The 14746-nt window shown below is 61.4% G+C and carries 13 protein-coding genes; 3 read left to right on the top strand and 10 right to left on the bottom strand.

The window, feature by feature from the left end; translation table 11 throughout:
• Positions 1 to 104 precede the first annotated feature (104 nt).
• Both WG78_RS18725 and WG78_RS18720 read left to right on the top strand, forming a co-directional pair.
• On the top strand, positions 105 to 1043 hold the full coding sequence (locus WG78_RS18725; RefSeq protein WP_053939368.1) for an SPFH domain-containing protein: 939 nt from the start codon (positions 105 to 107) through the stop codon (positions 1041 to 1043).
• Between the two features lie 83 nt (positions 1044 to 1126).
• Positions 1127 to 2059, top strand: coding sequence for an exopolyphosphatase (locus WG78_RS18720; protein ID WP_053939367.1), 933 nt, complete (start codon positions 1127 to 1129; stop codon positions 2057 to 2059).
• 218 nt (positions 2060 to 2277) lie between these two features.
• Here WG78_RS18720 and WG78_RS18715 read toward each other — a convergent pair whose 3' ends face one another.
• The 7 genes from WG78_RS18715 to WG78_RS18685 form a co-directional block, all read right to left on the bottom strand.
• On the bottom strand, positions 2278 to 3723 hold the full coding sequence (locus WG78_RS18715; RefSeq protein WP_053939366.1) for an FAD-dependent oxidoreductase: 1446 nt from the start codon (positions 3721 to 3723) through the stop codon (positions 2278 to 2280).
• Between the two features lie 2 nt (positions 3724 to 3725).
• Positions 3726 to 4577 carry a phosphonoacetaldehyde hydrolase gene (gene phnX / locus WG78_RS18710; protein WP_053939365.1) on the bottom strand — a complete coding sequence of 284 codons (852 nt, stop codon included), beginning with the start codon at positions 4575 to 4577 and terminating at the stop codon, positions 3726 to 3728.
• 55 nt (positions 4578 to 4632) lie between these two features.
• Positions 4633 to 5730, bottom strand: a complete 1098-nt coding sequence (locus tag WG78_RS18705) for a 2-aminoethylphosphonate--pyruvate transaminase (RefSeq protein ID WP_053939364.1) — start codon at positions 5728 to 5730, stop codon at positions 4633 to 4635.
• Positions 5731 to 5854: 124 nt separating this feature from the next.
• Positions 5855 to 7552 carry a putative 2-aminoethylphosphonate ABC transporter permease subunit gene (locus tag WG78_RS18700; protein WP_053939363.1) on the bottom strand — a complete coding sequence of 566 codons (1698 nt, stop codon included), beginning with the start codon at positions 7550 to 7552 and terminating at the stop codon, positions 5855 to 5857.
• On the bottom strand, positions 7549 to 8652 hold the full coding sequence (locus WG78_RS18695; protein WP_053939362.1) for a putative 2-aminoethylphosphonate ABC transporter ATP-binding protein: 1104 nt from the start codon (positions 8650 to 8652) through the stop codon (positions 7549 to 7551). The genes WG78_RS18700 and WG78_RS18695 overlap by 4 nt, the downstream gene beginning before the upstream one ends.
• Entirely contained in the window at positions 8649 to 9224 is a 576-nt protein-coding gene (locus WG78_RS18690; RefSeq protein ID WP_053939361.1) for a phosphonate degradation HD-domain oxygenase, read from the bottom strand. The genes WG78_RS18695 and WG78_RS18690 overlap by 4 nt, the downstream gene beginning before the upstream one ends.
• Before the next feature lie 68 nt (positions 9225 to 9292).
• The gene (locus tag WG78_RS18685) at positions 9293 to 10300 is read right to left on the bottom strand and encodes a putative 2-aminoethylphosphonate ABC transporter substrate-binding protein (protein WP_053939360.1); all 1008 of its coding nucleotides are present in this window, start codon (positions 10298 to 10300) and stop codon (positions 9293 to 9295) included.
• Positions 10301 to 11111: 811 nt separating this feature from the next.
• On the opposite strand from WG78_RS18685, the gene WG78_RS18675 reads away from it, so the two are divergent.
• Positions 11112 to 11618, top strand: coding sequence for a DUF2442 domain-containing protein (locus WG78_RS18675; RefSeq protein ID WP_152969299.1), 507 nt, complete (start codon positions 11112 to 11114; stop codon positions 11616 to 11618).
• A 9-nt stretch (positions 11619 to 11627) separates the two neighbouring features.
• Here WG78_RS18675 and WG78_RS18670 read toward each other — a convergent pair whose 3' ends face one another.
• From WG78_RS18670 to WG78_RS18660, 3 genes are all read right to left on the bottom strand, one after another.
• A complete protein-coding gene (locus tag WG78_RS18670; RefSeq protein ID WP_053939358.1) occupies positions 11628 to 12080 on the bottom strand; it encodes a DUF2214 family protein in 453 nt (150 codons plus the stop codon).
• A gap of 135 nt (positions 12081 to 12215) precedes the next feature.
• Positions 12216 to 13163: an alpha/beta fold hydrolase gene (locus tag WG78_RS18665; RefSeq protein WP_083459379.1), complete on the bottom strand. Its 948-nt coding sequence runs from the start codon at positions 13161 to 13163 to the stop codon at positions 12216 to 12218.
• 198 nt (positions 13164 to 13361) lie between these two features.
• Positions 13362 to 14735, bottom strand: a complete 1374-nt coding sequence (locus tag WG78_RS18660) for an efflux transporter outer membrane subunit (protein ID WP_053939357.1) — start codon at positions 14733 to 14735, stop codon at positions 13362 to 13364.
• Positions 14736 to 14746 lie beyond the last annotated feature (11 nt).

The following is a 14746-nucleotide window of genomic DNA, read 5'->3' as shown; positions in this document are numbered from 1 at the left end:
ATCTTAAAAACAGTCAACGCCACACCGCGGCATTACGCCCCACGCGCCAGTACGCCAGCGCGGGCTGGCACACGCCACGCTCACATTAGCCTTTGAGGAAGACCATGCCTTTTGCATTAGCTTTGTTTGTTATCGCCGTGATTTTTGTGGCGCGCACGTTCCGCATTGTCCCGCAGCAAGAAGCCTGGATTGTGCAGCGGATGGGCCGCTTTCATTCCGTGCTGCAACCCGGCCTTAACTTTGTCATCCCGTTTGTCGATGCCGTGGCCTACAAGCACACGCTTAAAGAAATTCCGCTCGATGTGCCCAGCCAGGTATGTATTACGCGCGACAACACGCAACTCACCGTCGACGGCATTCTGTATTTTCAGGTCACCGATCCCAAGCTGGCATCGTATGGTTCGTCCAACTATGTGATGGCGATTTCGCAACTGGCGCAAACCACGCTGCGCTCGGTCATCGGCAAGCTGGAGCTCGACCGCACGTTTGAAGAACGCGACGACATCAACCGCGCCGTCGTGTTGGCGCTGGACGAAGCCGCCACCAGCTGGGGCGTTAAGGTATTGCGCTATGAAATCAAAGACCTGACGCCGCCCAAAGAAATTCTGCACGCCATGCAGCAGCAGATTACCGCCGAGCGTGAAAAGCGCGGCCGCATTGCGCAGTCCGAAGGCGTGCGCCAGGAACAGATCAATCTTTCCGAAGGCCAGCGCACCGCCGCCATCCAGAAATCCGAAGGCGACATGCGCGCGCAGATCAATCAGTCCGAAGGCGAGCGCCAGGCGCGCATCAACCGCGCGCAAGGTGAAGCCGAAGCGCTGCGCCTGGTGGCGGCCGCCACCGCCGATGCCGTTAAAGCCGTGGGCGATGCCGTGCGCTCGCCAGGTGGTCTGGAAGCGATGAACCTGAAAGTGGCCGAGCAGTACATCGCCGCGTTTGCCAATATCGCCAAGCAAGGCAACACCATCCTGCTGCCCGCCAACGCAGGTGACGTGGCCAGCCTGGTGGCCACCGCCACCACCATCATCGGCAAGAAATCTTAAGGCTGCGGGCGGCGTCATAGCGTCTATATTGTGGAGTGCCTCGCCAGCCGGCGCGGCCCCACACTGGCGTAAAGGAGCTCGTCATGCCGCCCCGCCGCTACCGTTTGGTGACGCGCAGCGACTTCGATGGCCTGGTTTCGGCCGTGCTGCTGAAGGAACTCGATCTGATCGACGACATCCTGTTTGTCCACCCCAAAGACATGCAGGATGGCCGCGTCGATATCAATTCCAGCGATATCACCACCAACCTGCCCTACGTGGCCGATGCGCATCTGGTGTTCGATCATCACCAGTCCGAAACCGTGCGCAACCAGGGCCCGCGGCCCAACCACATTATTGATCCCGAAGCCCCATCCGCCGCACGCGTGGTGTATGACTATTACGGCGGCGCCGAGGCGTTTCCGCATATCAGCATGGACATGATCCGTGCCGTGGACAAAGCCGATTCTGGCGACTTCAGCCGCGAAGAAATCCTGCAGCCGCAAGGTTGGGTGTTGCTCAATTTTTTGATGGATGCACGCACCGGTCTGGGCCGCATCCGCAGCTTTCGTATCTCGAATTACGCGCTGATGATGGACCTGATCACTTACTGCCGGGATCACAATATCGACGAGATTCTGGCGCTGCCCGATGTGCAGCAACGCGTGGATGTCTACACCGAACACAACCCGCTGGCGCTGGAGCAAATCCTCCGCTGCGCGCGCGTGTACGACAATCTGCTGGTGCTGGATTTACGCAATGAAGAAACGATCTACGTCACCAACCGCTTTACCGTGTATGCGCTGTTTCCGCAATGCAATATCTCGATCCACGTGTTGTGGGGCGTGCGCCAGCAAAACACGGTGTTTGCCACTGGCAAATCCGTCATCAACCGCAGCTCAGCCACAAAAATTGGTGAGTTGATGCTCGATTACGGCGGCGGGGGTCACGAAGCTGCCGGTACGTGCCAGGTGCCCAATGACAGCGCCGAACAGATTTTGCGTGAGCTGATACTCAAAATAACGGCCGACGGCTGACTTGGCCATGCATCAACGCCGCACCCGATCAATCCCACCCCGCATAGGGTGGGTCACGACCCACCAGTCAAAGCCGTGGATTCGAACCAAAAAGGTCGCTCTGATGGACGCTTGGCCTGGCCAGCCTGGGTTTGAACGCACTACCGCCAACCGGTGCCGCCCAAGTCCAGGGCTTTGAATGGTGGGTCTAGACCCACCCTATGGAAGAGCGGGCTCGATCAAGCACCGCCCTTATCCGACTTCCCAGCCGCATTCGCCAGTCGCGCCAGCCAGCAATCCAGCTGGCTGGGTGCGTGGCCGATATCTTCGGCAAACTCTTTCCGCCGGATCGCGTCGCGCACCAGCAGGGAACCCGCGTAGCGGATCGGCTCCGGCGGAAACTTGCCGCGCGGGCCACGTACCAGGCCGCTGCGGGTCCAGTCGTTATCCAGCCCCAGCACCAGCGACGCCAGAATCTGCCCGCCCATATAGCTGGGCGCCACGCCATTACCGGAATAGCCAAGGCCGTAAAAGATATTCGGATGATCATCCAGCCGGCCAAAAAACGGCAGGCCGGTAACGGATCGATCGGATGGCCCGTTCCACGACGCCGCCAGCGGCACATCGCGCCATGCCGGAAAGAAATCGTGCAACGCATCCTGCAGCTGACTGGCATAGGCCGAGGGCTGATCAAACTCGGGCAATATCTTGCCACCCCACGCAAACGTATTGCCGCCTTTGCCCAGCATGATGCGGCCGTCGGGCGTGCTGCGGTAGTAATACACAAACGTGCGCGAATCCAGCACGCTGGTGCCATGCGCCAGACCTGTACGCGCCAGCAAACCCGGGCGCGGCTCGGTGATGATCATGTCGCTGGAAACTACGGCGATGCTGCGGGCAAACTGGCTGAACTGCGTGGCCATCCACGCGTTGATGGCCAGCACCACCTGCCCCGCCACTACCCGGCCTTGCTCGGTCTGGATCACCGGTTTGGCGGAGGGTTTGAGCGCGCGCATCGGCGTGTTCTCGTAAATACGTACGCCCATCTCACGCGCCACCCGCGCCAATCCCCGCACCAGCAAACCCGGTTGCACCGTGCCCGCCGACGGTGAATACCAGCCTTCCAGATGCCGCACCGAACCGGCACGGCCCTGGATATCGGCGGCGTTCCAGCGTTGCCAGCTATTGCACCCGCTGCTGGTCAGCCCCGCCATCAGCTCATCCATGCTGCCCACTTGCGCCTGGTTGGTGGCCGTATACAGCGTGCCGTCCACGCGTACATCGGCCTCGATGCCATGCGCTTTGCAAAAGCCGGAGATGTCGTGCACTGCTTGCTCGGATGCGCGCACCAGCCGCGTCGCCTCGCGCTGGCCAAACAAACGTTGCAGCGTAAACAGCCGCGTTGACCACGTCAGCATGCAGCCGCCATTGCGGCCCGACGCGCCCGCGCCACACAAATCGCGCTCGATGATCACCACATCAAGCTCCGGCTGCGCCAGCTTTAACTGCAGTGCGGTCCACAAGCCGGTAAAGCCGCCGCCGACAATGCAAACATCGGCCGTGGTTTCGCCCAGCAAGGGAGCGGCGGGCGGCAGCGTTTCGCGCGCCAACGCCTGCTCAAACCAGAACGGACGAAACTCCGCCTGGCCGTAGGACACACTCAGTTCAGCGGGCGCGCTGGGCATGTTCACGGACGCTCTCCGCAACTGCGGCGCCAGGCGATGTCTTGTAGCACCGGCCATAAGTCCGCCACGGTATCGATCACATAATGCGCACCGGCATCGCGTAGTTTTTGTTCGGCGGGCGCGGTGCGTGCCAGCTGTTCGGACGCGCTGAGCGCCTGCCATTCTTCAAACGTCAGCCCCACTTCATTGCCGCTGGCGGACAAACCCACGGTCCACATGCCCGCGCGCAAACCTTCTTCGATGCCCGGCGTGCTGTCGTCCACTTTGACGCACGCGGCGACGTCATCAATGCCCAGCTCCAGGACTGTGGCCAGCGCCATCCACGGGCCAGGGCGGCCGCCGGCGGCCAGATCATCCGCGGCAATGGCGGTGTCGGGCGTATAGCCGCGCTCCTCGGCCAGCGGCAGCAATGCATTCATCACCTGGCGCGGATAGCCAGAGCAAGAACCAATGCGCAAACCGGCCGCGCGCAGACGCTCCACCATGTCCAGAGCGCCAGGAACGGGCCACGAATAATGGCCGACGCGCGCAATCTGCAGCGGCATAAACGCCTGGTACAGCGTATCGACATCTTCCGCACACACGGCGCGGCCAAAGCGTTTTTGCCAGCGCGGCGCAATCGCCGGATCGCCCGCCAGCGCTTCGATGTGCTGCCACTTGCCCACGCCCATGGGGCCGCGTGCTTCGTCCAGCGTCAGTGCAATATCAAAACCGGCGAAGGCTTCGACCAGCACTTGCGTCGGCGCAAACGAGCCAAAATCGACGATCGTGCCCGCCCAGTCAAAAATGACAGCCTGCAAATGGGCGGCAATGGGCGACGCGCGGCGCGCCGCGGAAGGGTTAGCAATATTCATGATGGTCTCAGGTTAAACGGCATATATGAAAACGATATGAAACGTTGTTAGCGCGTCACAGCCAGCCCAACTGGTTAAGCCCCTCGCCGATGGCCGCGACGGCCTGGCCGATTTCAGCCTCGTTGATCGCACCAATGCAGCCCACACGGAAGGTTTCGACTTCGGTGAGCTTGCCGGGATACAGCACAAAACCCCGCTCGCGCACCGCTTCATACAGCGCGCGAAAGTCATAATCGGGATGTTCCGGCGCATGAAAGGTCACGATGATCGGGGCCTGATCATCCCTGGCCAGAAACGGCGTCAGCCCCAGTCGCGCCAGCCCCGTCACCAGCATCTGATAATTAGCTTGATAGCGCGCCAGGCGGCCCGGCTGGCCGCCCTCCGCGTGATATTGGTCCAGCGCCGCGCGCAAGGCCGCCACCACATGCGTGGGTGGCGTAAAGCGCCATTGGCCGGTCTTTTGCATATAGACGTACTGGTCGTGCAGATCCATCGACAGCGAATGGCTGTTGCCCAGGCTTTCCACCAGCGCAGCACGGCGCGCGATGATGATGCCCATGCCGGGCACGCCTTCCAGACACTTGTTGCTGGACGCCACCAGCGCATCAAATTGCAACTCGCGCGCGTCGATATCGAGCGCACCAAAGCTCGACATCGCATCAATAATCAAACGTTTGCCTTGTGCCGCGACCACGCGGGCGATGTCGGCCAGCGGGTTGAGTACCCCGGTGCTGGTTTCGCAATGGATCACGCCGACATGCGTAATTGCGGGTTCCTGCGCCAGACGCCGGGCCACCGCGGCGGCGTCGACTGGCGCGTTTTCGGCAAATTCGAGGATAGCCACCTGGCGCCCCATCACTTCCACCGCCCGCGCCATGCGCTTGCCATACGCGCCATTGACCAGCACCAACAATTTGCCTGTGCGCGGCAACAACGTGCCGATGGCGGCTTCGACCGCAAATGTGCCCGAGCCTTGCAAGGGCACGCACACGTGGTCTTCCTGCGCATGCGCAATCGCCAACAGATCGGCGCAGACGCTGGCAGTCAGTTCGTTAAAGGCGGCGTCCCACGAGCCCCAGTCCGACAGCATGGCGGTCTTGGTTTTGAGCGTGGTGGTGAGCGGGCCTGGAGTTAACAGGATGGGTTCGCGCATAGGTCAAGTCTCCCGAACGTCTAGATGAATTCTGAGGCAAAAAAAGTGTGAACATCGCCAGCGCGCAAGTGACGCGCTGGCCCGAAATCGATACGCGCCCAAACCGCCGCCCTCAACGCCGCCCTCACCGCAGACGCCAGCGCTGCGTGCGGCGCAAAGCCCACCATGACACGCCGCCAAACACCAGGCACACCGCCACCGAGGTCGCCACGATCAGGCTGGCCATCGCAGCGGCAGCGGCGGTATCGCCCGCGTCATCCATATTCAGCACCGCCACCGCGGACAGCACGGTGTCGGGCGTATAGAGAAAGATGACGGCGCTAAGCGTGGTCATGCCCGAGACAAAGTAATAGCGCGCGATATCCAGCACGGCAGGCAGACAAATCGGCAGCGTCACACGGCGCAACGTGGTCCAGAACGGCACTTGCAGCGAAGCGGCCACATATTCGAATTCGCCATCCAGTTGCTTGAGCGCGGTCAGCGCCGTCAGATGCGCCGTGCTGTAGTAATGCACCACTGTGCACAGCACCAGCAGTGCCATCGTGCCGTACAAAACATTGAGCGGATTACCCGGCGCGTTAAAGAAAAAGATATAGCCCAGGCCCAACACCAGCCCTGGCACCGCCATCGGCAAAATGGCCAGCATATTGATGGTGGCGCGGCCCAGCGGCGCGGCGCGGGTTTTTTCTACCCAGTACGCGCCGATAAACGCCACCACGCCGCCCACCAACGCCGCCCCGCCCGCCAGACGCAAACTATTGCGCCACGCCTGCCAGCCGCCGCCATCCATATTGTCGAAGTCAAAATGCGCCAGCGTCAGGCTCAGGTTGTACGGCCATTGTTTGATGAAGGCCGCAGCCACCGACACGCCCAGCATGCCCAGCAGCCACAAGGCGATCACCACGCAAACCAGCAGGGCCAGCGCGTCGCGTAACGGTTGGCGTTTGGGCTGCAGTGGCTGAGCGCGCGCGCTGAGCATCGCTTGCTGTTTGCGCTGCACATGGCGGTCCAGCACCCAGCTCAGTACGGCAGGCAACAAGAGACAAATGCCGTAAACCGCGCCGCGACCAAAGTTCTGTTGGCCAATCACTTGTTTGTAGATTTCGACCGCCAGCACGTCATAACGGCCGCCTACGATGGTGGGTACGCCAAAGTCGGTCATCACCAGGGTAAACACCAGCATCGCTGCCGAAATCAGCCCGTAGCGCACCGACGGCAGCGTCACCGTTGCAAACTGGCGCATCCGGCCCGCGCCCAGGGCGGTGGCGGCTTCGTACAAGCGCGCATCGGCCAGCGCCAGCGCGGTCAGCAAAATCATCAGCGCATGTGGAAACGTATAAAACATCTCGCCCAGCACTATGCCCCACGGTCCATAAATCGAGATGCCCGCCGCGGCAAACCAGGACTTCAGCAAGCCCTGGTTGCCGAACAGATAAATCAGCGAAATACCGGGCAGCAAGGACGGGGCCAGCAAAGGGATCAGCGCCAGCATGCGAAACACCGGCCGCCCCGGCATGCAGGTACGCGTGAGCGCGGCGGCAAAGACAAATGCCAACGGCACCACCACCAGCGTGCTGATCACGGCCACGCTCAGGCTGTTGCCCAGCAGAAAAACAAAGCGCGGCGTGAACAGGCCGGCAAAGTTGGCCAGGCCGACAAATTGATCGGACTTGTCGCGTAATGCCTTACCCAGCATCGCCAATAGCGGCAGCGCCAGAAACACCAGCAACACCAGCGCCGACAGCCAGGTCAGCAGCGCCGCCACTTTGTCGGTCCGCGCGCGCGGCTGGCGGCCGCTCCACACCCGCAACGACAGGCTCATGCTGCGGCCTCGTCGGTAAACACGCGCAAGGCCGCCGGGCTTAGCGTCAGCGGCAAACGCTGACCCTGGTCCAGCCGCAATTGCGCCAGCGTGGGCCGGCTAACGTCGGCGATCAGATTAAGGTTGCCCATGGCGGGCACGCTCAGCGTCAGACGGCAGAAACCACCCAGCAATTCCTGGCTGATCAGTTGCGCCAGCACCGCGTTGCGACCGCCCTGCCAGCGCGCTTCGATGCTGATGGCTTCGGGCCGGATAAACAGTTGCACGGCGTCGCCCGTTTTGACGGCGGCGCTGTCGGGCAACTGCAGGCTGACATCGCCGGTGCGCACGCAATGGCCCGCTTCCACCACGCCGGGCAACCAGTTGGCGCGGCCCACAAATTCGGCCACAAAGCGGCTTTGCGGACGCGCATAAATATCTTCGGGCGTGCCGATTTGCTCGATTACCCCGTGGTTCATCACCACGATGCGATCAGCCATGGTCAAGGCTTCTTCCTGATCATGCGTGACCATGATGGTGGTGATACCCAAGCGTTGCTGCAGGCTGCGGATTTCGCGGCGCAGATGCTCGCGCACGCGTGCATCCAGCGCCGACAGCGGTTCATCCAACAGCAACAAACCCGGTGAGGTGGCCAGCGCACGCGCCAAAGCCACGCGCTGCTGTTGGCCGCCCGACAACTGATTGGGGTAGCGATCTTCGATGCCGGCCAGATCAATCAGACTCAATAATTCGGTCACGCGCTGACGTTGATCCTGGCGACGGCCTTTCAGGCCATAGGCAATGTTTTGTGTCACCGTCAGATTGGGAAACAAGGCATACGACTGAAACACAATGCCGTAATCACGTTTGGCCGGCGGCAGATGCGTTACATCCTTGCCGTGCATGGTGATGCGGCCGGTATCGGCGCTGTCCAGTCCCGCGATTATGCGCAGCAAGGTGGTTTTGCCGCAGCCCGACGGCCCCAGCAAACACACAAACTCGCCTTTATGCACGGCCAGTTCGATATCGCGCAATGCGCTAAAACTGCCAAAGCGCTTGGAAATCCCGCCCAGGCCTAGCGCCGCCGTTTGCGTTAAATGGATGACCGGATCGGCTTTCATACAGGCTCCTGGCGCGGCGCACGCGCGGGCAAACTGATCGCACGGGCACGCAAAAAGTAATGATCAAGCGTCGGCGTGGCCAGATTCTCGATCTTGGCGCGATCGTCATACGTGCGCAGTGCAATCGCCGCCTGCGCATATGGGCTGGCGGCAAAACGCGCGGCCTCGGCGGCATTCATCGGGCCGCCCTGCAAGGCCAGTGACTGGCGCGAGGCCAGCGACAAGCTCGCAAAATAATCAGGCTGCACGGCGCACAGATAGCGCTTGGCCGCCACATGCAGCGCAATCGGCGCCAGCACGTCTTCCGCAAACAAGGGTTTGAGCGCGGGGATGGCGACGGCCTCGTGCCGGTCATCAATGCCGTGCGCAATATCGTCATCGTGCTGGCCCGCCAACAGATGGCCAACGTCGTGCAATAACGCGGCGATCACCAGACTGTCCGGCGCGCCGTCCTGCTCGGCAAACCACGCGCTTTGCAAAGCGTGTTCCAGTTGCGATACGGCTTCACCACCGTATTGCTGATCGCCTTGTTGCGCGTACAGGGCTTGTAAATCTGCTAACGAGTCATGCATAGAAACATCCGGCAAGCACAGTGCGCAGGCCAACGCGATGTCGGCCTGAGCACTGCAAGAGGCAAGGCTTATTTCGGCTCGGACTTGCTGTCGTAACGCTTGGTCCATTCGGCCAGGATGCGATCACGATTGCTGGCGGACCAGCCTAGATCCTGCTTGATCAGCATCTGCTCGTAATTAGCGGGGATAAATTCGATGGGCTTGGCCACGCCAGGGATGGCGACCACGGCAAAGTTCTTTTCATACAACTGGTTGGCCGACAGCGAAGCCGACCAGTCCGCCAGCTTTTTGGCAGCGTCCAGGTTTTTGGTGCCCTTCATGATGCCGGTGGCTTCCAGATCCCAACCCAGGCCTTCCTTCGGGAATACCAGATCAATCGGCGCACCGCCCTTCTTCAGCGTGGCCGCGCGATATTCAAACGAAATGCCTACCGGATATTCGCCCGCCGCCACTTGCTTGCACGGCTTGCTGCCCGAGTGTTCGTACTGGGCGATGTTCTGATGCAGACCATCCATGTAATCCCAGCCGCCCTTTTCGCCAAAAATCTTCAGCCATGCGGTCACATCAAAATAACCGGTGCCGCTGGAAGCCGGGTTCGGCATCACGATCTTGCCTTTGAACTCGGGCTTGAGCAGGTCCTTCCACGACTCCGGCTTTTTCAGACCCAGCTTGGCGGCCTCTACCGTGTTGAAACAGACCGTTGCGCCCCATACATCCATGCCGGCCCAGGCGGGTGGATTCTTGCTATCCACATACGACCGGGTCAGCTTTTCCACGCCTCTGGGCGCGTACGGCTGCAGCATGCCTTCCTTGTCCAGGATCAGCAGCGACGACGCAGCCACACCCATCACCACATCCGCCTTCGGATTGGCTTTTTCCGCCAGCAAGCGCGCGGTGATCACGCCGGTGGAATCACGCACCCAGTTGATATGCAGGCCAGGGTTTTCTTGCTCGAACTTGTCTTGATACGCCTTGACCTGATCGGCCTCCAGCGCGGTGTAAACGGTCAACGTGGTATCGGCCCAGGCGGCAGTGGCGCTTAGTGCAAGGGCGGCAGCAAACAGGCGTGGCAGCATTTCCGTGATCCTCGATGTTGTGGTTTGGTTCGAGGCGAATGATGGGGGTGTTTCATTACAACGATATGAACGTCTAGACGTGTTGGAAACCGGCGGCGGCTGTGGGTTGGTTTAGCCGTTTGGTGGTGTGGCGGGTCCGCGTGGTGACTTCGAGGTGGCATAAATAGCGAGTTTTCTGATTGCCGTATGGACGGGTTTGATTGCGGTTTGAAGGCCCTCAATCCAGCAGCGGCGCGGGTTTGATGGGCGTCAATGTTTGGTGAGCGTTCGGAATGATCTTGGGTTTTGCCGGTGTAGTCTGCGTGCTTGCTCGCGGGCGGCCCGGGTTATCCGTGTCAAACGTCGCCCTTCACAAACCAGACAAAACCTAACAGATGGGTTATAAATGAAAGTCTTCAGCTACGACGGATATGTGTTTTCAGTTTTTGTACGCGACGAACACTGTCCTCCGCATTTGCACGTCCGGACGCCGGATTGGGACGCGCGTTTTGTGTTCAGCTTCTGGGACAATCGGGTGGCGCTTTGGGATGTGCATCCCTTGCAAAACAGCCCGGCGGTGAAGTTGCTGGAGCGGTTTTCGCACCGAGATGAAAAAGGCAAATCACCTTCGCAAGGCGCGTGCGTTGTGGTGGCTGGGCACCGGCACTGTCTGCCTGGAAAATCAATCCTGGGACGCCACCGCGCAGCGCGTGGGGGGTCCTCCCGATGGACGCCTGGGCCCGCCCGTTATTGTTGCGGCCCGGTATGAAGCCGAGGTATCGAAGACGTTTTTATACCTTGCGGGAGAGCCCCGGCAAGTGGAGATCGCACTATGAATATCCAGAGGGTACGGGCCAAGGATGGTCCGGATGAAGTGGTCACCGCTGAGGTGTTAGCGCGCGCCATTGAGCGCGGGAGGCGTCGACAGGCCACGCAACTACACGCGACCTCGGTGCGCTATGTGTCGGCGCTACAAGCCTTGCTGATCGGGTTCGCTGACGATAGCGCGGTGGCGTTGCCCGTGCGTAACTACCCTGAGTTCGCCGCACTGGATGCAACGGAATTTGATCAGTTGGAGATCTGCCTGGAGGGCGCCGGGCTGGCGCTGGAATCGCGCGACCTCCACGTTTCCATCGCGGGCCTGATCGCGGCCAGCGAGCCACTATTGAAAATGGCGGCATCGGTGGTGGCGGCGCGCAACGGCAGTCGCAGCAGCGAAGCGAAAGCAACCGCGTCACGCATCAATGGCCAGAAAGGCGGTCGACCGCGTCGGCGCACAGAAACCGAGCCGCATACGGAGGGCGAAGCGTCCGCGCCCAGCCTCAAAAAAACCGCCTGACGCGCGGCCCTACCCCATCATCACACCGCGCGCCATTGCCGTGGCCGCGAGCACCATCAGTAGCAGCAACAGCAGTTGTACGTCGGAGATGATGGCCAGTTTGCGTGCGCCGGGCAGTGGCGCGGCGGGGTCGGCGCTGCGGGCGACGCGCCATTTGATCAGCGCGCGCATGGGCCACGCTTCAAGGATCAGGATCAGCGCCAGGCAGGTCATTTTGAGATGGAAAAACGGCTGGTGCAGATAGTATTGCGCGCCTTTTTCCAGACCGCCGAAAGCGCGCCACAGGCCGGTGAGCAGTAGCACCAGCGCGGCCAGGCCCCACAACATGTCTTGTCGCAGTACGTCGCGCGGCTCGAACAGCGGCACCGGTTGGCGTAAGGCACGGGCGCGATTGCGGATGGCGGCGAGCGCAAAGGCGAAGGCCAGCAAATGGATGGCGGCGAGAAGCCAACGTTCGATCATGGGATGTGCTCGGCGGATGATTCATCCAGGTTAGCCCATGCCCACGCGGGCCGCCAGCGGCCAACCGCGATCAGGCCAGCACGACGGCAGTCGCTGAGCTTCGCTCGCGCTGGCGTCAGCCCGCCTTGCCTGGGTTTATTCGATGACTTCGGCGGTGGCGGTGATGCGGCTGCGCGCAAGGTCTTCGGCCGCTGCAAAATGCGGCAGCATCAGCGCTTCCAGCCGGGCGCAGACGCCGGGTGCCAGGTCGTGCGCCATGCCATGTACCGCCACAAAGCGCGCGCCAGGGATTTTATCGGCGGTATCTTGCCCGGCCGCCAGCGGAATCAACGGGTCATCCACGCCGTGCACCACCAGCGACGGCGTTTTGATTTGCTGCAGTAAAGTGCTGCGATCCGGTGCGGACACCACCGCCAGTAACTGGCGTAATACGCCGGCCGGGTACAGCGACCGATCCAGCGATTCACGAATCCGCGCGGCCGCAATCTCATCCGCCATCGGGAAACCGGGGCTTTGCAGCACGCGCAGATTATTGAGCATGAACTCGACCATCAGCTCGCGTTGTTCCGGCAGATATGCCTTGCGCGGCGGGCGACGGGTTAAACAGGCGCGCGCCGCCACCGTGGGCCCCGGCAAACCGGGTGCGCTGGTGGTGCTCATGATGCTGGTTAAGGACAGCGCACGCTCCGGCGCATGCGTTACCACCAGTTGCGCGATCATTCCGCCCATTGAAGCGCCCACGACATGCGCACGCGCAATACCCAGCGTATCGAGCAAGCCAATGGCGTCTTCGGCCATATCGTCCAGCGTGTATGGCGCGGGGATCTTCCAGCCCAGGCTGTGGCGCAGCATGTTAAGCAATAGCGGCGGCCGGCCCAGTTGTTCCAGCTTGCTCGACAAACCGACATCGCGGTTGTCGTAGCGGATAACGTAATACCCCGCTCGGGCCAGATTGCGGCAGAACTCCTCGGGCCAGCCGAGCAGTTGCATACCCAGACCCATGATCAGTAACACGGGCGTGTCTTCGGGTTGGCCAAACGTCTGATATTCGAGTTCGATCGGGTTGAGCTGGGCACGGGGCATGATGGCGTCGGTCTGTGGGTTCAGGCGGCTGACTTTTATCGAAAGCCACGTTTTCTCAAAATATCGCTCTTGAGAAAGTTGGGCCAGTAATGTCTGTGTACAGGCCCAAAAATTCACACACTACGCCACAGTTTGCAGCCCCCGCCGTGCTGCTATCGCTGTGGGCGGGGTCTTACATCGATACATTGCCTTCAGCCGCTACAGGGGCTGGCCGCCCACGGCCTGGTACAACTTCATCAGATTTAACAACTGGTTATAGCGGTTTTCCGCTAACGCCAAGTCAGCGGTGCGGCGTGCCTCTTGTTGATCAAGCCAATCTTTCACACTGGTCTGGCCAACGCGATAGCGGGTTTCGCTGAGCCTTTCCGCGCGCACGGCGTAGTCAAAAGCCAGTTGCCGCTGCTGCTGTTCCTGCAGGTATTGCGTGCGCGCCGACAATGCATTTTCAACATCGGCGAACGCCGAATACAGGGTCTGGCGGAACGTCACCACCGCTTGCTCATACTGTGCCTGCGACACCTTGATCGTGAGCTGCGTGGTATTCCATTGCACAAACGGCAAGGTCAAACCCGCGCCCAGCGTGCCGACAGGATCGCGCAGCACATTGGCCAGCGACGTGCTGCTGGTGCCCACGCTGCCGGTGAGCGTAAACGCCGGATAAAAACTGGCGCGCGTGTAATCGACATTGGCCAGGCTCTCGCGCAAACGCGCTTCGGCCGCTTGCAGATCGGGGCGCCTGGCCAGCACGTCGGCGGGGACGCCTGCTGGCACATCGGGCAGGCTGCCGATGGGCAACTGGGGCAATTCAGCACTGCGGTTTTCGGGCGCCTGATCAAACAGGATGGCCAGCGCATTGCGCGCTTCTTCGCGTTGCTGCACCAGCGTGGCCAGGCCCGCGCGTTGCGTGGCCAAGGATTGGGCCGATTGCACTTCGTCCAGCCCGCTGGAAGCACCCGCCGCGTGCTGCGTTTTTACCAGCGCCAGCGTGCGCTCTGCGTAGGCGATGCTTTGTTCGGTGGAGGCGATGCGCTGGTTGAGATACGCCAGTTGCCAGTACAAGTCGGCCGTGGTGCCGACCAGGCTAAGCGCGGTATTTTGCCGATCCAGCTCAGTGGCCGTGGCTTCCCATTGCGATACATCGCGCTGCCGCGCCAGCTTGCCCCACAGATCAATCTCATAGCTCAGCGAGCCGGTCACGCCATAGGTGCGCGTGCTGGCGCCGCCATTCAGTGGCTTGGCCAGGCTGCCATTGGCGCCGACGCTTACCGTCGGGGTGAGATTGGTATCGGTCAGCCCCGCTTGCAGCCGCGCCTGGCGCACTTTCCAGCCTGCGGCGGCCAGATCGTTATTGCTGCTGAGCGCGCGTTCGATCAGCGCATCCAGTTGCGGATCGTTAAACGCATGCCACCACGGCGTGCTGGTGGTGGCAGCTAACGCCGTCGCATCGGCCGAGCCGCTCCATTGCGCGGGCAAGCTGGCCGCAGGCGTGTGGTATTGCGTTTGCAGCGCGCTGCCGCAGCCGCTGAGCACACCACCTGCAAGCACTGCCGCCGCCAGAATCGAAATTTTCATAAAACGACAAC

Origin of the sequence: Amantichitinum ursilacus (assembly GCF_001294205.1) — a bacterium.
Lineage (GTDB): Bacteria > Pseudomonadota > Gammaproteobacteria > Burkholderiales > Chitinibacteraceae > Amantichitinum > Amantichitinum ursilacus.
This window is presented reverse-complemented; position numbering and strand designations above follow the sequence as displayed.